Source organism: Streptomyces sp. NPDC089799 (assembly GCF_040684755.1).
Classification (GTDB): domain Bacteria; phylum Actinomycetota; class Actinomycetes; order Streptomycetales; family Streptomycetaceae; genus Streptomyces.
The window spans coordinates 34384-54062 of the sequence record NZ_JBFBGR010000044.1 but is presented as its reverse complement, the minus strand read 5'-3'; the positions used below and the strand labels follow the sequence as shown (position 1 = coordinate 54062).

The window sequence follows — 19679 nt, the reverse complement described above, 5'->3', positions numbered from 1 at the left end:
CCACCGACCCGAGGTACGCATACGATGATCCGGCCCCAAGAGATCGGCTACGCGGACGAACTCCTCGCCGACGGCACGGTCCACCGCAGGTACGAGGACGGCCTGGAGGAGTGGCGCAGCCGTACCGCCGGCCGGCCGCACCTGGTGGGCTGGCGCGACAACCGGGGCGGCTCGGGGACCGATGAACTGCTCGGCAACCGGGTCATCAAGCGCACCCTCGCCGACGGCACCGCCCTCTACGCCCGGGACATCGGCTACGGCCGGACGGTGTGGCCGCGCGGCGAGCGCGTCACCGTGAACCGCAGCTCCTTCGGCGGCCGGATGGGGGTGCTGCTCGCCGGGCTGGGCGTGGCGGCCGTCGCCGTCACCGCCGCCCACCTGCCGCCGCTGACCATGAGTCCGGAGGAGGAAGAGGCGCTGCGCCGCCAGCAGGAGCAGGCCCAGGCGTCCTCGTCCTCCGGCGGCGGAGGCGGCGATGCCGGCGGCGACGTCGGCGGCGATGCGGGCGGGGACTCCGGCGACGACAGCTGGGAAGACGGCTGGGACGGCGACGAGGACGCCTGGAGCGACGACGACTTCGGCTGAGCCGAAGCCCCGGGCGACGGGACACCACGCACGAAGCCCCGACGCGCCGAAGCACGAACCACCACGCGCCGAAGCGCGAACCACCACGCGCCGAAGCGCGAAGCACGAAGCACAGCACCGAGGAAAGGAGCCGTCCGTGGCACGTCTCTGCGCCTGCCTGGCCGAGACCGCCGGGCGGGCCCGCGCCCATCTGGAGAGCATGGGCGCGGTCGGGCCGGGCCACGTCCCCGCCGGCGTACCCGGTGCGGAGCTGAGCCTCGTCACCGGGGAAACCGGCCGCGCCACGGGCCCGTTCACGGCGCACGGGCGCACCGCGGTCGGCGAAGTCACCCTCCACAACCGGCCGGCGCTGTTCGCCGCCCTCGCGGCCCGCGCCGACGCGCCCCCGCCGCCGGCCGACTGCCCCGACGCCGAACTCCTCCTCCACTGCTGGGCACTGCTCGGCGAGGCCGGAGTGGCGCTGGCCGAGGGGATGTTCGTCCTGGCCGTGCTCGACGGCCCCGATCTGGTCCTGATCCGCGACCACGTCGGAGCCCGCACCCTCTTCTACGCGCGGGCCGACGGCGCCTGGGCCGCCTCGACCTCGCTGCGGGCGCTGCGCCGCTGGCCGTCGCTCGGCACGACCATGAACCTGTCGGCCGTCCGCTCCTTCCTCACCTTCGCGTACCTGCCCGGCGAGGAGACCCTCCTCACCGGGGTCCGCGAGGTGCTGCCCGGCAGGATCCTGAGGCTGGCCCGCGACGGCGGGGTCACGGAAACGGTCCACTGGGAGCCCCGGGAGCACGTCGAGGACCCCGGCGCCGACGGGCCGACCGGCCATGTCCTGGCCCTGCGCGCCCTGTTGGAGCAGGCCACCGCGGCCCGGCTGCCCGAAGCCGAGCCCGCCGCGGTACTGCTCTCCGGGGGCATCGACAGCTCCCTCGTCACGGCCCTGGCGGCGAAACTCCACAGCCACCCCGTCCACACGTACTCGATCAGCTTCGGCGACGACCTGCCGAACGAACTGGGCTACTCGGGCCTGGTCGCCTCGCACTGCCACACCCGGCACCGGATCCTGAACGTCTCGGGGACGGCGGTGGCCTCGCGGCTCGCCGAGGCCGCGGCGCTGCTGGACAGCCCGGTCGGGGATCCGCTCACCGTGCCCAACCTGATGCTCGCCGAGGCCGTGGCGGCGGACGGTGCCTGCGTGGTCCTCAACGGCGAGGGCGGCGACCCCGTCTTCGGCGGGCCGAAGAACCTCCCCATGCTGGTGCAGGAGATGCACCGGACTCCGGGCGCGCCCTGGGACGAGGACCGGGCCACCGCCTACCTGCGCTCGTACCGCAAATGCTGGACGGACCTGCCGGTGCTGCTGACCGCCCCGGTCCTCGAAGCACTGGAGGACGCCCCGCGCCCGGAGCGGCACGTGGAGCCGTACCTGACGCCGCAGGGCCCCGGCCCGCACGCGATGGACCACCTCCTCAACCGGCTGCTCCACTGCAACCTGCGGACCAAGGGGGCGCACCACATCCTGACGAAGGTGGAGCGCCTCACCTCCTCCCAGGGCGTGGAAGGCCGGTCCCCGCTCTTCGACCGGTCGGTCATCGACCACGCCTTCGCGACACCGCCGGGGTACAAGCTCCGCGGCACGGCGGAGAAGTGGATCCTCAAGGAGGCCGTACGTGACCTGCTCCCGGCCACCGTGGTCGACCGGCCGAAGAGCGGCATGCGGGTGCCGGTCCAGCAGTGGCTGACCGGCCCGCTGCGCGACCTCGGCCACGAGCTGCTCCTCGGCCGCCGGTCCCGGCAGCGGGGCCTGTTCCGGCCGGAGACCATCCGCACCTGGCTGAAGGGCGAGGGCACGCTGCTGCCCCGGCAGGGCGGCAAGCTGTGGCTGGTGCTGACGCTGGAGCTGTGGCTGAGGTCCTACGACGTATGAGTTCCGAGTCAGACGTATGAGTTCCGAGGCAACGGCTCCGAGGCAAGAGCCCCGAGGCAAGAGCTCCGAGCAAGACCCGAGCAGCGAAAGGCACCCATGACCGCCGCACCCACCGCACCGTCCGAGCTGACCGACCCCCGCACCGGGCGGGTGCGCGGTACGGCCGCCCTCTCCCGCGGGACGGAGGTGGCGGCCGCCGTCGCGGCGGCCCGTGGCGCCCTCCCCGGCTGGAGCGCGCTGACCCCGAAGGACCGGGCCCGCCGGCTGGACCGTCTCGCCGCCCTGATCGAGGAGCACGCGGACCGGTACGCGGCCCGCGAGCAGGCGGGCACGGGCAAGCCCGCGGCAGAGACGGCGGGGGAGATCGAGCAGGTCGCGGACCTGTTCCGGTTCTACGCCTCGGCCGCCCGCACCCGGACCACCCCTGCCGCGGGGCACCTGGCCGAAGGGCACGAGAGCTGGGTCCGCTGGGAGCCGATGGGCGTGGTCGGGGTGATCGTGCCGTGGAACTACCCCCTCCTGATGGCGGCCTGGCGCTGCGCGCCGGCCCTCGCGGCGGGCAACGTGGTGGTGGCGAAGCCCGCCGAGACGACCCCCGACAGCCTGGAGCTCCTGGCGGAGCACGCGGCTCTGGCCCTGGGCGCGGACGTGCTGCGCCACCTCCCGGGCGACCGGGAGACGGGCCGGCTCCTGGTGGAGTCCGGGGTGGACATGGTCGCCTTCACCGGCAGCGGCCGGGCCGGCGCGGACGTCGTGGCACGGGCGGGGACCCGCCGGGTCAGCCTGGAACTGGGCGGCAACGCACCGGCGGTCGTCCTCCCGGACGCCCCCGCCGACACCTACGACGCGCTGGCGGCGGCCGCCACGTACAACGCGGGCCAGAGCTGCGCGGCCCCGGCCCGGGTGATCACCCTCGCGGAGAACTACGAGCAGACCGTCGCCGGCCTCGCCGCGGCCATGGGATCGCGGTTGGCCGGCCGCGACTTCGGTCCGCTGAACAATCCTGACCAGACGGCGCGCTACGACGCCCTGGTCGCCTCCTCCGCCGCCAAGCGGAACTTCGCGGCCGGTCTGTCTCCCGAGGCCGGCGAGGAGCGGGGCCACTGGCGCCCGGCCCGCCTGCTGGCGGACCTCCCGTACGACGACCCGGCCGTCACCGAGGAGGTGTTCGGCCCCCTCCTCACCGTCCAGCAGGCACCGGACGTGGAAGCGGCCCTGGCCCTGGCGAACGGTGTCCCGCAGGCGCTCGGGGCGAGTGTGTGGACCACCGATCTGGCCACGGGCCTCGACCTGGTCGCCCGGCTGGACGCGGGCGAGACATGGCTCAACTGCCACCTGGTGCAGACGGCCGAACTCCCGCACGGGGGCCGGGGGGCGTCCGGCCACGGCACCGACCTGAGCATCCTGGCGCTACACGAGTACCAGCGGCCGAAGACCGTGACCGTAAGGGTGCCGCGCCAGGCCCTTTCCCCCGGATCACCCCGCTGAGACCTGCTTGCGGTAGGCCCCCGGCGGCGATCCGAAGTGTCGCTTGAAGGCTTTGGCGAAGGCGAACTCCGACGTGTACCCCGTCTGCTGCGCGACGGTGCTCAGCGGGGCCGGCGACCGGTGCAGCAACCGTGCCGCGGTGGCCATCCGCCAGTTGGTCAGGTAGGTCAACGGCGGCTCGCCGACCACCGAGGCGAAGCGGCGGGCGAACGCCGCGCGGGACAGCCCGGCGCGGGTGCCCAGGGACTCGACGGTCCAGGGATGGCCGGGGTCGTCGTGGATCGCCTTCAGGGCCGGGGCGACCGCCGGGTCGGTCAGCGCGGCCACCCAACCCCGGGTCCGCTCCTTCGGCAGCTCGGCGTACCACGACCGGAGGATGTACAGCAGCAGCAGATCGACGAGCGCCGTGACGACCGCGTCCGAGCCCGGCTGCGGCGCGTGGAACTCGGCGCACAGCTGATCGACCGCCGAGCGCAGCACCGGGTGGCGGCCGGGAACCGCCGGGAGGTGGATGACCTCCGGCAGATCGCCGAACAGCGGGTGCGGGCGATCGACGTCGATCGCGTACGCGCCGCACACCAGCACCGTGCGCGGCCCCGGTCCGTCCACGGTGACCTGGCCGATCGGCGAGGAACGGTCCACCCGGTCCGGTACGAAGTCCACCGGATCGCGGTCCGGCACGTCGCACAGGGTGTGTCCGCTGCCGCGCTGCAGGAACACGATGTCGCCGGGTCCGAGCGCGAGCGGCCGGCCGTTCGGTGGCAGCAGGTGGCAGTGCCCTTCCACGACCACGTGGAATCCGGCTCCCGATACGGGTTGGAACGTCAGGGCCCACGGGGCGTGCGCGTCGGTGCGCGTCACCATCGGGCGTCCCGTGCGCAAGACTTCGAGGGTGTCGCTCAGGATGTCCATGGCGCCACCCTAATGCCTGCACGGCGAGACGATAAGACAGGGAATCAAGATCCAGAGCCATTCGTCGTCTTGTTGCGGAGCCGTAGGTTCTTGCCATGGCAGGTGCCGAACCCCGGCACTGCACCGACGAAGGAACGGATCCCATGTCTCTGTCCGGCAAGAAGATCGTGATCATCGGTGGCACCTCCGGCATCGGCTTCGCGGTGGCGCAAGGGGCCGCGGCGGCCGGCGCGCACGTCGTGGTCGCATCCAGCAGTCAGGACCGCGTGGACGCCGCGACCGGGCGGTTGGGCGCGCCGGCCGAAGGCCGTCGCCTGGACGTCACCGACGGCAACGCCATCGCCGCGTTCTTCGAGCAGGTAGGCGAGTTCGACCACCTCGTCTACACCGCGGGCGAACCCCTGCTGATCAAGCCGTTGGCCGACACCACCCCGCAGGAGGCCAGGGCCGTCTTCGAGCGCCGGTTCTGGGGCGCGTTCCTCTCCGCCAAGTACGCCGCACCGCGACTGCGCGACGGCGGCTCGATCACCTTCAGCTCCGGCGTCCTCGCGATCCGCCCCCTGTCCGGAACCGCGCTCACGGCAGGCATCACCGGCGGCATCGAGGCCCTGTCCCGGGCACTCGCCGTCGAACTCGCCCCTCTGCGCGTCAACGTGATCCAGCCCGGTGTCATCCGCACCGAGCTGTGGGACGGCAGCGTCCCGGACCCGGAGGCCTTCCTCCAGGGCGCCGGGTCCGAGCTGCTCACCCGGCGTGTCGGCACTGCCGGGGAAGCCGCGGCGGCCTATCTCTTCGTCCTGGCCAACGCCTACGTCACCGGCACCACGCTCGCGATAGACGGCGGCGCGGCACTGGTGTGACCCGGGCGCCACGCACGAGCCCGTCCCGGTCCGCGCCGGGCGGTCAGGGCGCCAGGGGCGCGAGCACCTGGTTGTGGGTGTGCTGGTAGATCACGGACGTACGGAATCCGACGACTTCGCGCCGCGCGGTGAACTTGTCCATGAGGAAGCCGTGGAGGTGGTCCACGCTGGGCGCGGAGACGTGCACGATCATGTCGTCGCCTCCGGTGACGACATAGACCGTGCTGACCTCGGGCAGGCCGGCGGCGTAGGCCTTGAACGCCTCGATGACCGCCCGGCTGAGCGGGCGGATCTGGAAGTGGATGAGCGCCTGCACATGGCGGTTCAGGGCGGCCGGGTCGACCGCCGCGTGGTAGCCGGTGATGACCCCGCGGGCCCGCAGGGCGCGGACGCGTTCGAGACAGGTCGACGGGGCGATGCCGAGCGTGCGGGCGAGATCGCGGTTGGTCTGCCGCGCATCGCGCTGCAGATGCCGGACGATCGCCGAATCAAGTTCGTCCATACGGCGATTATGGCCTCCGATCCGAATTCCGTTCGGCTGCCGGCCCCAACCACCGTTGTAATGGCTAGCTTCGGGCCATGACAGCCGGACTCGAGCACACCCTGTTCCTGAACGTCACCAGCCCCGCCCACGAGTTGGTGCACACCGTGCGAGGCCGCCGCAGCGGCCTCGCCATCACCGTCGCGATCCACTCGACCGCCCTGGGCCCGGCCGCCGGCGGATGCCGGATCGCCCACTACCCCTACCCCGCCGCCGCGATCGCGGACGCGATGCGGCTGGCGGAGGCCATGACCGCGAAGAACGCGCTGGCCGGTCTGGAACACGGTGGCGGAAAGACCGTCGTCGCGCTCCCCACGGCGACCCCGCCCACCGGCGCGGAGCGTACGGCGCTGCTCCACGACATCGGCGACGTGATCGAATTCCTCGGCGGCCGCTACGTCGCGGGCCCGGACGTCGGGAGCGGCCCGGCCGACATGTCCGTGATCGCGGAACGCACCGCGCACGTCTGCTGCAGGCCCGTGGAGGACGGCGGCAGCGGCGACTCCTCCCTCCACACCGCCCGCGGCACCCTCGCAGCACTGGGCGCGGTGGCGGAAGAGGCCTTCGGCTCGCCGGAGCTCGCCGGCCGGATCTTTGGGGTGATCGGCCTCGGCGCGGTCGGAGCCCATGTGGCCCGGCTCCTGCAGCGGGCCGGCGCACGGCTCGTGGTGACGGACGTCGCCCCGGCCGCCCGCCGCCTGGCCGCGGAGCTGGGCGCGGACTGGGTGGATCCGGACGACGCCCTCGCGGTGGAGGTCGACGTCCTGGTGCCGGCCGCGCTCGGCGGTCTGCTGACCGCCCGCACGGTGCCGCTGCTGCGGTGCGCTGCCGTCGCCGGCCCGGCCAACAACCAGGTCGACGAACCGGACACCGCCCGACTGATCGCCGCACGCGGCATTCTCTGGGCGCCGGACGTGGTCGTCAGCGCGGGAGGGGTCATCCACGCCACCGGCGTCGAACTGCGCGGGGAATCCGAGGAACAGCTGACCGGACGACTCCACGGCATCGCCACCACGCTCCGGCAGGTCTTCAGGTCGGCCCGCGCCCACCGGACCACACCCGCGGAAGCGGCCGCGGAACTCGCCGGGGAGCGAGTCCGCCGGGGAACCATGCACCCGGACCGCGGCGCACTGCCCCTGCTTCCGGGGCTCGCCGAGCCGGCGAAGCACGAGCCGCAGCCCTGCGCACCACGGTTCCACCCGAGCGCACAGGGGAGCTGACGACATGACGAACCGCTGGGTCGGAGTGACCATCGACTGCATCGACGTGGAACGGGTCGCGGGCTTCTGGAGCGCATTGCTGGACCGTCCGCACCTGCCGTCCCGGCCCGGCTGGGCCTACCTCGGCCGCCCCGGCGACCCGCAGCCGCGCCTCACCTTCCAGCCCGTGACCGAGCCGAAGAGCGCCAAGGCACGCCTGCACCTCGACGTCGCAGTCGACGACATCGGTCAGGGCATCGCCCAGGTCATCGCCCTCGGCGGCCGGTTCACCGGCGAACGGCACGACTACGACGAAGGCGTGGTCGTCGTGATGGCCGACCCCGAGGAGCACGAGTTCTGCCTGGTCCGGCACCACTGATCCGCAGGGAGCCGCTGCCGGGATGACGACCCGCCCATGCGCGTCCGGCGGCGACGGACCTCCCAGGCTCGGCTGAACGCCCTGCGGACCTCTTCTCCCCACGTGTCAGGACCGTACGGGGGAACTCCGTGGAATTCAATGGTGGTTGATCGGGCGTAATCCGTAGTTGATGTCGAGGTGTCGAGTGGCTACTGTCTCCCCGGAAAGGTCGCCACCGCGGCCGTTCCAGGGGGGCATCCACGCGTGAAGGGCATGACCCGGACGCTGCTGGGCGCTGTCGCACCACCAGGCTTTGCCATCGAGGACAGGGGGCTCGGCGGCGGAGGGATCGCAGTCCTTCTCGCGGTCAAGGGACTCCACCCAACCCCGGATCGTAGAGACCTCCCCGCAGCGTTCTCGTCGAGAGCACACCGCCGGCTGATTGCCGACAGCCGGACCATTCCGTTCAAAACGCCCGGCGCCGCCCGCGTTTCCGCCATCGCCGCGTCGCGGAAACGCTGCGCCATGCATCACGAAGGAAGTCCCATGCCTGATCCCCGTCTGCGCCCGGTGCGCATGACCTGCCTGCTCGTCACCGCCACCGCGGTCGCCGCGAGCCTGATCTCGGCCGGCTCCGCCCATGCCCTGGCGGGCCCCGAAGCCGCTCCCGGCCAGTACGCCCACGCCGCGAGGCTGACCGTCGGCGACGAGGCCAACAGCCGTGCCTGCACTGCCACACTGGTCAACGCACGCTGGGTGCTCACCGCCGCCGCGTGCCTCGCGGCCAGGCCCGGTGACGCGATCCCGGCCGGGCGGCCCTCGCCGGCGGCCACGGCCACCTTCGCCGACGGTCAGGCCCGACAGGTCGTGGAGGTCTCGGCGAGCGCGACCGACCGCGACCTGGTGCTGGCCCGTCTCGCCGCCCCGGTCACGGGCATCGCCCCCGTCAAGCGCGCCACCACCGCCCCGGTGAGCGGCGCGGACCTGACGGCGGCCGGGTTCGGTCGTACGAAGACCGAGTGGGTTCCCGGCAAGCTCCACAGCGGCACCTTCACGGCCGACTCCAGCGACGCCACCACCCTGGCCATCACCGGCAAGGGAACCGACGCCATCTGCAAGGGCGACACCGGCGGCCCGCTCCTCAACGCGGCCGGCGAGCTCGTCGGCATCAACAGCCGCTCCTGGCAGGGTGGCTGCCTCGGCACGACGGAGACCCGTACCGGCGCCGTCTCCGTCCGCACCGACAACATCGGCGATTGGATCGACCAGGTCGTCGCCCCCCGCAACAGCGATCAGGTCTCCCTGCTCGCCGGTGGTGGCGGGGCCATGTGGAAGCAGACCGGCGACCTCGGGTACGGAGAGTACGGACAGTCCTGGGCCAAGGCGGACGGGCTGGACGTCTCCCGGGTGAGCACGGTCCGCCACGGCGATTGGATCCGTGCGTATGGCATTGCGGGCGGCCGGATCTACGGCCAGGACTTCGACATGGGCACCGGCAGGTGGTCCGGCTGGGGCGAGGTGCCGGGTGGTGGCGGCGGCGCCAAGGACATCACGGCCTCCCTCGTGGGTGACACCGTCCACGTTCTGATCGTCGGCGGGGACGGCAACCTGTATGCGCAGGCCGCCGACTACAAGGCCCTGCGCTGGAACAACACCTGGACCGCGGTGGGCGGGGCCGGGCTCACCCACATCACCAGCGCGGTCTCCGGTACGACCGTGCGCGTCGCCGGCATCGCCGGCGGGCTGGTCTACAACCGCGACTTCGACACCCGCAACGGCAGCTGGAGCCCGTGGGGCGCGGTTCCGGGAGGCGCCGGCGGAGCCGTCGACATCGCCTCCAGCACCATCGGCAACAACGTCCACGTACAGATCATCGGCGCTGACGGCGGGATCTGGGCGCAGTACGGCAGCTACGACGCCGGCCGCTGGCACGACGTGTGGACCAGGGTGGGCGGCACCGGTCTCACGCGCATCACGAGCGTGGCCTCGGGCGACACCGTCGAGCTGTACGCGGTCGGGGCCGACGGTAAGATCAAGAACGCCGCCATGGACGCGGTCGACGGAGCCTGGAGCGCGTTCCGTGAGCTGCCGGGTGGTCTCGCCGGCGCCTCTGACGTGGCCGTGGCCGTTTCCGTGGCCCCCTCGAAGGTGACGCTGGCCGCGGGCGCGGGCAACACGATGTTCGCCCAGAACGGCAATCTGGCCACCGGCGAGTTCGGCGCCCAGTGGACCAGCATCGGCGGCGCCCCCGTCACCGCGCTCACCAGCGTCGAGCACGGCACGGTCATCCGCCACGTCGGCGTGGCCGGCGGCAAGGTCTACGACCGCGTGTACGACCCGCGGACCGACACCTGGGCCAACTGGGTCGAGATCCCCGGCGGTGCCGGCGGCGTCAAGGACGTCTCCGCCAGCATGATCAACAACGTCCTGTACGTCCAGATCATCGGCGCGGACGGCGCCCTCTACACCCAGGTCGGTGACTACAACGCCGGCCGCTGGAAGGACACCTGGACCCGGGACGCCGGAATCACCGGCCTGACCGGCATCACCAGCGTGAAGTCCGGCCGGTTCGTCCGCCTGTACGGCATCTCCGGCGGCAAGGTCCACGGCCGTGACCTCGACACAGGCAGGGGCACCTGGACCGCATGGGGCGAGATCCCCGGCGGCATCACCGGCGCCAAGGACATCACGGCCGCCCGCGTCGGCCACACCGTCGAGGTCCAGGTGATCGGCTCCGACGGCACCGCGTACAACCAGACCGCCGACTACCTCGCCGGCATGTGGAAGCCGTCCTGGACCGCCATCGGCGGCAGCGGCCTGACCCGTATCACCAGCACCTCCGCCGCGAACAACATCCACGTCTACGCCACCGGAACCGACGGCAAGGTCCAGAACGCCACGCTGGACACCGTCACGGGCAACTGGGCCGGCTGGCGCCGGACACCCGGCACTCTCGCCGCTCCGACGGACCTCACCGCCACCAGCAGCAAGTAGAGCCCCCGTACAACGTCCCCGCCCCGCATCAGGACCCGTCCCGATGCGAGGCGGGGCCCTCGCCGTGTCCGCGGCGGGAGCTGCGGGGGTGAGGGGACGTCCGCAGGTGGAGAGGGTTCCGGCGAGTTCCGGTGCTCCCTGCGGGCCACTGCATCCTTTGGCCTACTGTGCTCTCGGCCCTGCGGAGGACGATCCTGCGGGACCGCTGCGAGAGGGTTGATCCGTGAGAACAACCATCGGCCACACCGTCGAGAGCATCGGCTACGTCATCGGGGCACAGGGGCTCGTCAGTTTCGCTTCGCGCACCTTCTTCGGCACGGAGTGGGGCTGGATGCACAAGGTCGTCGACCTTCCGTCCACTGCCTACCTGGGCATCGTCGCCGTAGGACTGGTGCTCGTCATCGGCGGGGTGAAGACGCGGAAGGCACCGCAGCGCCCCAAGTCCGCCTGACCGGCGGGCCGCCACCCGCTGCCCGTTCGCAAGACCGGCGAGCCGACCGCGAGGCCGCGCCTCCCGGGTGGCATCGTCGAAGCCGAGAGCGGCGCGGAAGGTAGCCCGCTCCCGCCGGACATCAGCGTGAAGGAAACGGTCAGTTCGCAGGCGCGAGGGCATCTGGCAGGATCAGCTCGTGGCTCGGCATGCGGTGACCTTGAGGAGAATCGAACTCGCGGACTGGCGGGCCGTTCATTCCTGGGCTTCCCTCGACCGGGTCTGCCGCTTCCAGACCTGGGGACCGAACACCGAAGAGCAGACGCGGGCGTTCGTGGCGGCTGCGGTCGCTGCCTGGACGCACTCACCTCAGCAGCGGTACGCCTATGCGGCGCATGCCGAGGGCGACGTGGTCGGCATGGGTGAGCTCCACGTCCGGAGCCGTGGGCAGCGGCAGGGCGAGATCACCTATGCCGTGCATCCTCGCGTCTGGGGACGGGGTGTCGGAACGGCGATCGGAACGGAACTGCTTGCGCGGGGCTTCGAGGATCTCGGGCTCCACCGCATCCACGCCACCTGTGACCCGCGGAACCTCGGGTCGGCGCGGGTGCTCGGCAAGCTCGGTATGACATGGGAAGGACGTCATCGTCACACCGCGCTGATCCGGGACGGCTGGCGGGACTCCGAAGTGTTCGGCATCCTCGAGGACGAGTGGCGCGAACAGGACCGCCGGAGTGCCGGCGAATAAACGGCCGGGCTGCCTGCGCCGACCGGGCGACCGTATCGGCAGCGGCAATTCCCGGGTGTTTGGGTGATCGCCCGCGGGATGGCCTCCGGCCGATATATGGTTCCCTCAGCCAGGCTGTACTCGGCCCGTTTTCCTGGGCGATGGGCGTGCGTCTTCTGCGGGGCGAACCGGATTGCGTTCCGGTCTTTCCCGCTCGGGACGCGCGACGGTCGTCGTCCGGAAGGAGGAGCCTTGCCCGCACCTGGTGATCACCCCGGCGGCCCGGATGGGAGCGGCAGGTGGATGCGGTTGGCCCTGGTGGCGATCCCGCTGCTCACCGCCTGTGTGTCTCTCGCGGAGGCACTGCTGAGGTGACCCCACCCGGACCTGTACTCATCAGGTCCGGGCGGGGAGTCTGAGGGGAGGCCCGTCACCACTCGGTGGCGGGCCTCCAGCCGTCCTGCGCCCGCCGGTCCCCGAGGGCAATGCCGCCCGGTAAAAGGTGGACGCCGGTCCAACGTTTACACCGGTGACCGAAATACATACTGAAGACAGAATAAGCAACGCTCGGGCCTATACGTCAAAGCAAAGGTGATCCTATGGGGCTCGGTCGGAAAAATCCACGGAACCGCGGTATTGGTACCGGGCGGCCCGGTGAGGAGGCGGCCCGGGCCCAACCGACGGCCGGGCGAGTGACGCTCCCGGCCGCGGACGGTGTGTACGGCCTCGGGCCGGGTGGCACCGTGCGAGGGTGCGTGGGCCTCTGCCCGCCTCACCCGCCGGGAGTCTTCGGTGCCGGAAACCCGTTCCGCTGTCCGGAGGCAGGCGACCACTGGTCCGACGACGACCACGCGCACGGTCATGACGGCGTCAACAGCCGCATCGGCACCTGACCGGCGGCGAGTACCCCGCAGACGCATCCCGGGCGGGGGCCCGTGCTCCCGGCACACCCTCCCGACGGTTGCCGTGGGTGCGGCCGTAGTCCTGCTGACGACTGCCGGGTGCGGGGCGCCCGCGGCCCGGCAGGACGCCGCAATGCGGGCCGCAGCGGGGTTCGAGCTCGCTCTGGCGGCTGGAGACCATGCTGCGGCGTGTCGGCTGCCGGCCCCCAGGACCCGTGAGCAGGTCGAGCAGGACGGCAAGCAGGACTGCCGGCACGCGCTCGCGTCCGAAGACCTGCCCGTGGCCGTGGGACCGGCCCGGACCGAGGTCTACGGACGTGAGGCGATGGTGCGTACCGCGAGCGACACCGTGTTCCTGTCCCTGTTCACCCCGGGCTGGCAGGTCGTGGCCGCAGGCTGCACACCCAGACCCGACCAGCCCTACGACTGCCAGGTCGCGGGAGGCTGAACCCTTCGGAATCGCGTTCCTGGTGCTCCTGGCCTGCCAGGCCGTGTCCGGGCGCGCCTGACTCCCGGGCTACATGGGGTCCATGGTCCCGCTGCCCGGACCGTTCTCCTGCTCGCTCTTCTCCCGGATGTGCAGGGCCTTTCGGGTGAGGCGCTGCCGCTCGGCCGGATCGGTGGCTCGCTGGGCGGCATGCTCCAGCTCCTCGGCCTTCTCGCGCATCTGCCGGGCTCGCTCGCTCGGCTGGGATTCGCCGTTCATGATCGACCTCGCTTCGGATGCGTACGGGTTCGCTGCGCTCGGCGCCTGGACTGCCCAGCCAAGCAGCGCCGGCGCCCACCCGCCACCGGGGGACCGGGCAGCTGCGGTTGGTCCGGCGCCGAACGGGCAGGCGCAGCACCGGGGGACCGCAGGACAGCAGAATGCGCACGACCAGCTACAGGGGCTAGGCGGTACCCATGGTGCACATCGGATACACGATGATGACCGAGCAGGCCGGACCACGTGAACTGGTCTCCCACCTGCGGGGTGCGGAGGCGGCGGGTTTCGACTTCTGCGTGATCTCCGATCACTCCTTTCCCTGGTTGCCGTCCCAGGGGCACGCCCCGTACGCGTGGAGCGTACTGGGCGCGGCAGCGCAGGCGACCTCCCGAATCCCGCTGATGACGTACGTGACCTGTCCGACGTTCCGCTACCACCCCGCGGTCGTCGCACAGAAGGCGGCGACCATGCAGATCCTGTCCGAGGGCCGGTTCCGGCTGGGGCTGGGCTCCGGCGAGAACCTCAATGAGCACATCGTCGGCACCGGCTGGCCCGCCGCCCACGTGCGGCTGGAGATGTTGGAGGAGGCGGCGGGCATCATCCGGCAGCTGTTCACAGGCCGGTACGTGAGTCACCACGGCGCGCACTCGGCGGCCGGAAGGTCAACTCGGAACTCCCGGGCCCGGCCGGCTTCGAGCAGGCCACGCAGCACACCCGCCCCGAGGACGTCGCCGAGGCCATACCGTGTGGCAACCAAGTGGATGCCTTCGTGGAGGCGGTACGCCCTTACACGGAGGCCGGATTCACCGAAATCGCGCTCGTCCAGATCGGCGGAGAGCACCAGGACCCCTTCCTGCGCTGGGCCGAGTCGACACTGCTCCCCGCCCTGCGCAACCTCTGAGGTCGGAATCCGGCATGGGACCCCGACCTCCGAGCGGCGGGTCAGCCGGTCCCGCCCGTCGTGATCCGTGCGCACTCGCGGACGACCGCCCCCAGGGACCCCGTCGAGCGCAGCAGCTCCCGCTGTACGCGCGCCCCGTTGCCGTGCTCCAGCAGCCGGGTGGTCCCGGCCCGGACCAGCTCCTCGTCACCGGCGTCGGCCAGGGCCGGGCCCACGTGCCGGCAGAGTACGGCCAGCGCTGCCGCCGACGATGTTCGCATCATGGACTCCGGGTTCAGCACGGGGCCGTCCAGACCCGACCGGGCGGCCTGCCAGTTGGCCAGCCGCAGCAGGCCCGTGCTGATCCCGGTCGGCGGTTCGCCCGCCCGCCACGAGCGGGCCGCCGTTTCCACCAGCGCCCGCACCAGGGCCGCCAGGAGGACGGGTGTCGACGCGTCCAGGCACACGTCCGCCACCCTGACCTCCACCGTCGGATAGGTGGCCGACAACCGCGCGTCGAAGTAGATCATCCCCTTGTCGCGCAGCACCCCCGACTCGATCATGGCCCCGACCTCGGCGTGATAGGCGTCGGCGGAGCCGAACACGTCGGTGGGCCCGGCCGACGGGAGCCTGTTCCACACCCGGCTGCGGTAGGAGGCGTACGCGGTGTCCTCGCCCTGCCAGAACGGCGAGTTCGCGCTGAGCGCGGTGAGTACCGCCAGCCAGGGCCGGATGCGGTCCAGGACCGCGACGCCCTCCTCGTCGGACTCCACCGACACGTGCACGTGACAGCCGCAGGTGAGCTGTTCCTGAGCGGTCAGGCCGAACTGCCGGGCCACCCACTCGTAGCGGCGGCCCGGCGACATCGAGGGCCGGACCGGGAGAGGTGAGGTGGCCAGCGCGGCGACGACCGCTCCGGCCGTCGCTGCGTTCCGCGCCGCTTCCGCGCGCCAACGGACGATCTCCTCCTGGAGCTCGCCCATCTCCGTCACCGGGCGCGTGGCGAACTCGACCTGCTCCTGCTTGAGCTCCGACTCCAGCGCATGGCCGGCGCGGCGCGGGCCGGAGGACGGCCCTCCGGCGGCCTGCCCTCCGGCGGCCCGGTCGGCCGCGGCGAGCAGCACGCTGGCCACGGCCAGCGGTTCGCCGGTGTCCGCGTCCGCAAGCAGCAGTTCCTCTTCCACACCCACACTGCGCATGTGGCCGTTCCGTCCCGTCGGCCTGTCGCCCGCCGTGCCGCTACCAGCGGTACCAGCGGCCCCTGCCGCCGGCAGGCCGCGCGACGAAGCCGAGCAGCCAGAGGACGAGCACCGCGAGGGCCAGCCACCACAGCACCTTCACGGCGAACCCGGCGCCGAAAAGGATCAGGGCGAGGAGGAGCACGAGAAGCAGGGCGACCATGTCAGTCCATTCCTTTGTCGTAGTAGGTCGGATGTCGTAGTAGGTCGGATTCAGGTGGGATCGCGGGCCGGGAGCCGTCAGGATGCCCCAACGGTGTCGGCCGCGATCCACGCGTCGTAATGCGCGCTTGCCCCGGATCGGGGATCTGACACGGACCGGCGCGTTCCTGTGCCTCCGGAGTGCGAAGCGGACCGTCGACTGCCCGTAAACCAATCCGCCCCGCGGCTGAAAGGCCGGGGACCGGGTAGACGCGACGACCTCAGGAAGGGAGCCGGAGCCATGGGCGGCAAGGAGAAGAAGCGGCAGGAGCCGGGTATCGGCCGTGAGGAGCAGATCAGGGAGGACCCCGGTCCGGACCCCGTGCACCCCGAGGCCGGCAGGCCCGTCGCCGGCAAGACACCGGACGAGCTCAGGGAGCGGCAGGAGCAGAGGATGCAGCAGGACCGGGGAGACCGGGGAGACCGGGGAGACCGGGGAGACCGAGGAGACCGGGGAAAATCCGGGCGGCGATGACGGAGTCGGCACGACGACAGCCCACCTGGCCTGCCTGCGGCCATGTACGGGAGCAGCCCACCTCACTGCTCAGTGGCAGGGGGACACCGCGGAGGGAGAGGCATGGACAGGCAGACGGACCGGCAGACGGACCGGCAGACGGACCGGCGCCTGGAACGGGCCATCCTGGGGCTGCTGGAGCAGCGCGGACCGCGCTCGACGATATGCCCGTCCGACGCTGCCCGGGCCGTGTACGGAAGGGACGACGACGGCTGGCGCACACTCATGGAACCGGCCCGCCGCGCAGCCCGACGCCTGGTCGCGGCCGGCGAGGTGGAGATCACTCAGGCCGGCCACCCGGTCGAACCGGCGAAGGCCCGCGGGCCGATCCGCATCCGCCGCACCCGCTGACCGTCGCGGAGAAGCCCCTCCATGACGGCGTCCCGCACGGGAGGGGGCGGCCTCCGGCCCTCGACGCGTCACCGTGCCTCGTGCCGGGCAAAGGTCGCGTGTTCTTGCACGATGCTCCCACCGGCAGCCGCATCCTGCCGGATTCGTGCTCCGATGGGGACGTGCCCCCGGGCCCCGGGCAGCACCCCTCGCAGACACGAAGAAGGACCAGAAGTTGAGTGATCTGATGCAGCAGCGTCCGCTCCCGCACGCCTTCCACCCGCCGGTGCCCGAGCTGTCGGTGAGCAGCACGGACCTGACCGACGGCGGGACCCTCCCGGACGACCATGTGTACGCCAAGGGCAACTCCTCGCCGCAGATCGGCTGGTCCGCCGGACCGGAGGGCACCGGCAGCTATGCAGTCACCTGCTATGACCCGGACGCACCGACCGGCAGCGGGTTCTGGCACTGGACGGTCTTCGACATCCCGGCGGACGTCACCGAGCTGCCCGCGGCGGCCGGAACCGGGGGCTTCGAAGGATTGCCCGCAGGCGCCGTGCAGGTGCGGAACGACTACGGCAGCAGCGACTTCGGCGGGGCCGCGCCTCCGGAGGGGGACGGCCCGCACCGGTACGTGTTCACGGTGTACGCCGTCGACCGGGAGAAGCTGGGCCCGGATGCGGACGCGACGCCGGCCCTGGTGGGATTCCACCTGCGGTTCCACGCCATCGCCCGCGGCCGGCTGATAGCCCACTACGAGGAGCAGGGCAGCGGGGCGTAGCCCCACCCGGCTGCGCCGGTGATCCGCCCGATCTCGGCGCGTCCTTGCACGATCCTGCTCCACGCGCGGGGATCCTGCCGGTCTCGTGGTGAGATGGGGGGCATGTCCCTCAACGAGCTCCGCGACCTGCTGGCCCGCCATGCACGGCCCGATCTGAGCACCGCCATCGACGGCGTCCGGATCTGCCGGGCCGAACCGGGTGCCGAGCCGGAGTACACGATGTCCGGCGTGGCGCTCGCGGTCATCGCCCAGGGGGCCAAGCGGCTCGCGCTCGGAGACAGGGTGTACGAATACGGCGTCGGCCAGTACCTGGTCGCCTCGGCCGACCTGCCGGTGGTCGGGCGCATCGCCCGGGGACCCGAACTGGGCTTCGGCATGACGCTGGAGCCCGCCGTCATCGCGGAGCTGATGCTGCAGGCGGGGCCGGGCGACCTGCCGCCTTCGACCAGGTCGGCCCGGCCCGGGATCATGGTCAGCGACGCACCGGCAGAGCTGATCGACGCGATCGTGCGGCTGCTGCGCCTGCTGGACCGCCCGCGCGACCGCCGGGTACTGGTCCCCTTGGCCAAGCGGGAGATCCTGTGGAGGCTGATGACGGGGGAGCAGGGCGAAGCCGTCAGGCAGCTCGGCCTGGCGGACAGCGGCCTGACCCACATCACCCGGGCGGTGGGCTGGATCCGCGACAACTACGCCGAGGCGTTCCGCGTGGAAGACCTGGCCCGGACCTCCGGAATGAGCGTCTCCGCGTTCCACCGCAACTTCCAGTCGGTCACGGCGATGAGTCCGATCCAGTTCCAGAAGCAGATCCGGCTACAGGCGGCGCGGCTGCTGCTGGCCCGCCGCCCGCACGACGTGACCGGCGTGGCCTCCAGCGTGGGGTACGACAGCCCCTCGCAATTCAGCCGCGAGTACAAACGGCAGTTCGGCGCGCCGCCGCGCGCAGATGCGGCACGCATGCGGACCCGTACCGATCACGCTGCGGCCGCGACGGCCTGAACGCACCGCGCATCCCCGCAGCGGCTGCTCCCGTGGCCGTGATGGGAGCCCGGGCAGCACGGGCCCCTGCCGAGAGCGCAGCAGGGGCCCGTGGTGCGGACGGCCACGAAGGGCTGCCACCCGTCTTCGACGAGTGGTGACGAGCGGCAGACCGCCGACGCAGGCCCCGCCTGCTGCCGGTCTACCGGCCCGGCCTCACTTCAGGTGCCGGGTGAAGAACCTGGTCACGGCGTCGCCCGCGAACTGAGGAACGCCGGCGTGACCGCCCATATTTGCGTGCAGGGTCTTCTCCTTGGATCCGAAGGCGTCGAACAGGTCCAAGGCCGCCTGCCGGTCGTTGCCCTCGTCGTCCCACTGCAGCAGGACATGCAGCGGAATGGTGACCTGCCGGGCTTCCTCGAACATGGCGCGAGGCACCAGACTTCCCGCGAACAGACCGGCGGCCACGATGCGCGGCTCGACCACCGCCAGCCGGATGCCGATGGAGATCACTCCTCCCGAAAACCCGACCGGACCGCCGATCTCGGGCAGCGACAGCAGGGCGTCCAGCGCTGCCTGCCATTCCGGGACCGCCCTGTCGACCAGGGGGAGGACCAGGGAGTCGACGATCTCACCGCTCACCGTCTCGCCGGCCTGCATTGCCCGGCGCAGGTCGGCGCGGGCGTTGTCGAGGGCGGGCCAACCGGGCCGTTCGCCGCTTCCGGGGAGCTCGATGGTGGCCGTGGCGAAGCCCTCCGCCGCGGAGTGCAGGGCCCGGGTCACCAGCCGGGGGTACATCCCGTGCAGCCCCAGCGGGGGATGGCCGAGGAGGATCAACGGCACCGGTGCGGAAGCGGATGCGGCTTCGGGCGTCCACAGGATGCCGGGAATGTCACCCAGGGCGAATCCGCGCTCGAGGACACCGCCGTCGAGGTGTTGCGTGGAAGTGAAATGCATGGTCGTGCCTTTCGGGAGTGCACTGGAACGGCGCTCCCGGACGACCTGTCTATCGCCCGACCGTGACCCCGGAGGGGAGCACCCACGTCAATACTGTGTTCACGGGTACCACCTCCTCGAACTCTCACACGGCCTCCGGAAACGTAGCAGTGATGGACAGGACCGCCAAACAATTTGTGCGGG

19 protein-coding genes and 1 pseudogene are annotated in these 19679 nt (G+C 71.8%); 14 read left to right on the top strand and 6 right to left on the bottom strand.

Annotated features, from left to right (window positions below):
* The first annotated feature begins 24 nt into the window (after positions 1 to 24).
* From AB0O36_RS32915 to AB0O36_RS32905, 3 genes are all read left to right on the top strand, one after another.
* A complete protein-coding gene (locus tag AB0O36_RS32915) occupies positions 25 to 585 on the top strand; it encodes a hypothetical protein (protein ID WP_365116639.1) in 561 nt (186 codons plus the stop codon).
* Between the two features lie 136 nt (positions 586 to 721).
* Entirely contained in the window at positions 722 to 2503 is a 1782-nt protein-coding gene (locus tag AB0O36_RS32910) for an asparagine synthetase B family protein (RefSeq protein ID WP_365116635.1), read from the top strand.
* 96 nt (positions 2504 to 2599) lie between these two features.
* Positions 2600 to 3991, top strand: a complete 1392-nt coding sequence (locus tag AB0O36_RS32905) for an aldehyde dehydrogenase family protein (protein ID WP_365116633.1) — start codon at positions 2600 to 2602, stop codon at positions 3989 to 3991.
* On the opposite strand, the gene AB0O36_RS32900 is transcribed toward AB0O36_RS32905, so the two are convergent.
* The gene (locus AB0O36_RS32900) at positions 3980 to 4903 is read right to left on the bottom strand and encodes an AraC family transcriptional regulator (RefSeq protein WP_365116631.1); all 924 of its coding nucleotides are present in this window, start codon (positions 4901 to 4903) and stop codon (positions 3980 to 3982) included. The two genes, AB0O36_RS32905 and AB0O36_RS32900, sit on opposite strands and share 12 nt — an antisense overlap.
* Before the next feature lie 143 nt (positions 4904 to 5046).
* Between AB0O36_RS32900 and AB0O36_RS32895 the strand changes: the two genes are divergently transcribed.
* Complete coding sequence (locus AB0O36_RS32895; protein WP_365116630.1) at positions 5047 to 5763, top strand: SDR family oxidoreductase; 717 nt, start codon at positions 5047 to 5049, stop codon at positions 5761 to 5763.
* Positions 5764 to 5806: 43 nt separating this feature from the next.
* Here the strand turns inward: AB0O36_RS32895 and AB0O36_RS32890 are convergent, their stop codons facing one another.
* Positions 5807 to 6265: an Lrp/AsnC family transcriptional regulator gene (locus AB0O36_RS32890; protein WP_365116627.1), complete on the bottom strand. Its 459-nt coding sequence runs from the start codon at positions 6263 to 6265 to the stop codon at positions 5807 to 5809.
* A gap of 77 nt (positions 6266 to 6342) precedes the next feature.
* Between AB0O36_RS32890 and AB0O36_RS32885 the strand changes: the two genes are divergently transcribed.
* The 6 genes from AB0O36_RS32885 to AB0O36_RS32860 all read left to right on the top strand — a co-directional run bounded on the left by AB0O36_RS32885 (position 6343) and on the right by AB0O36_RS32860 (position 13362).
* Complete coding sequence (locus AB0O36_RS32885) at positions 6343 to 7524, top strand: Glu/Leu/Phe/Val dehydrogenase dimerization domain-containing protein (protein WP_365116624.1); 1182 nt, start codon at positions 6343 to 6345, stop codon at positions 7522 to 7524.
* A 4-nt stretch (positions 7525 to 7528) separates the two neighbouring features.
* Positions 7529 to 7882 carry a VOC family protein gene (locus AB0O36_RS32880; RefSeq protein WP_365116622.1) on the top strand — a complete coding sequence of 118 codons (354 nt, stop codon included), beginning with the start codon at positions 7529 to 7531 and terminating at the stop codon, positions 7880 to 7882.
* 525 nt (positions 7883 to 8407) lie between these two features.
* Positions 8408 to 10855, top strand: a complete 2448-nt coding sequence (locus AB0O36_RS32875) for a trypsin-like serine protease (RefSeq protein WP_365116619.1) — start codon at positions 8408 to 8410, stop codon at positions 10853 to 10855.
* Between the two features lie 223 nt (positions 10856 to 11078).
* Positions 11079 to 11306: a hypothetical protein gene (locus AB0O36_RS32870; RefSeq protein ID WP_365116616.1), complete on the top strand. Its 228-nt coding sequence runs from the start codon at positions 11079 to 11081 to the stop codon at positions 11304 to 11306.
* Positions 11307 to 11484: 178 nt separating this feature from the next.
* Positions 11485 to 12033, top strand: a complete 549-nt coding sequence (locus AB0O36_RS32865) for a GNAT family protein (protein ID WP_365116613.1) — start codon at positions 11485 to 11487, stop codon at positions 12031 to 12033.
* Positions 12034 to 13047: 1014 nt separating this feature from the next.
* Positions 13048 to 13362, top strand: coding sequence for a hypothetical protein (locus AB0O36_RS32860; protein WP_365116610.1), 315 nt, complete (start codon positions 13048 to 13050; stop codon positions 13360 to 13362).
* A 69-nt stretch (positions 13363 to 13431) separates the two neighbouring features.
* Here the strand turns inward: AB0O36_RS32860 and AB0O36_RS32855 are convergent, their stop codons facing one another.
* Positions 13432 to 13620: a DUF6381 family protein gene (locus AB0O36_RS32855; protein ID WP_365116608.1), complete on the bottom strand. Its 189-nt coding sequence runs from the start codon at positions 13618 to 13620 to the stop codon at positions 13432 to 13434.
* A gap of 197 nt (positions 13621 to 13817) precedes the next feature.
* Between AB0O36_RS32855 and AB0O36_RS32850 the strand changes: the two are divergent.
* Positions 13818 to 14521, top strand: a pseudogene (locus tag AB0O36_RS32850) (TIGR03557 family F420-dependent LLM class oxidoreductase).
* A gap of 41 nt (positions 14522 to 14562) precedes the next feature.
* On the opposite strand, the gene AB0O36_RS32845 reads toward AB0O36_RS32850, so the two are convergent.
* Complete coding sequence (locus AB0O36_RS32845; protein ID WP_365116605.1) at positions 14563 to 15699, bottom strand: glutamate--cysteine ligase; 1137 nt, start codon at positions 15697 to 15699, stop codon at positions 14563 to 14565.
* A gap of 40 nt (positions 15700 to 15739) precedes the next feature.
* Positions 15740 to 15901 (bottom strand): hydrophobic protein, encoded by a 162-nt coding sequence (locus tag AB0O36_RS32840; RefSeq protein WP_365116602.1) that lies wholly within the window; start codon positions 15899 to 15901, stop codon positions 15740 to 15742.
* 615 nt (positions 15902 to 16516) lie between these two features.
* On the opposite strand from AB0O36_RS32840, the gene AB0O36_RS32835 reads away from it, so the two are divergent.
* From AB0O36_RS32835 to AB0O36_RS32825, 3 genes are all read left to right on the top strand, one after another.
* Positions 16517 to 16804 (top strand): DUF3253 domain-containing protein, encoded by a 288-nt coding sequence (locus AB0O36_RS32835; RefSeq protein WP_365116599.1) that lies wholly within the window; start codon positions 16517 to 16519, stop codon positions 16802 to 16804.
* A 214-nt stretch (positions 16805 to 17018) separates the two neighbouring features.
* Positions 17019 to 17564 (top strand): YbhB/YbcL family Raf kinase inhibitor-like protein, encoded by a 546-nt coding sequence (locus AB0O36_RS32830; RefSeq protein WP_365116597.1) that lies wholly within the window; start codon positions 17019 to 17021, stop codon positions 17562 to 17564.
* A 102-nt stretch (positions 17565 to 17666) separates the two neighbouring features.
* On the top strand, positions 17667 to 18560 hold the full coding sequence (locus AB0O36_RS32825) for an AraC family transcriptional regulator (RefSeq protein ID WP_365116595.1): 894 nt from the start codon (positions 17667 to 17669) through the stop codon (positions 18558 to 18560).
* A 195-nt stretch (positions 18561 to 18755) separates the two neighbouring features.
* Here the strand turns inward: AB0O36_RS32825 and AB0O36_RS32820 are convergent, their stop codons facing one another.
* Entirely contained in the window at positions 18756 to 19496 is a 741-nt protein-coding gene (locus AB0O36_RS32820) for an alpha/beta hydrolase (protein ID WP_365116593.1), read from the bottom strand.
* Between the last annotated feature and the right edge of the window lie 183 nt (positions 19497 to 19679).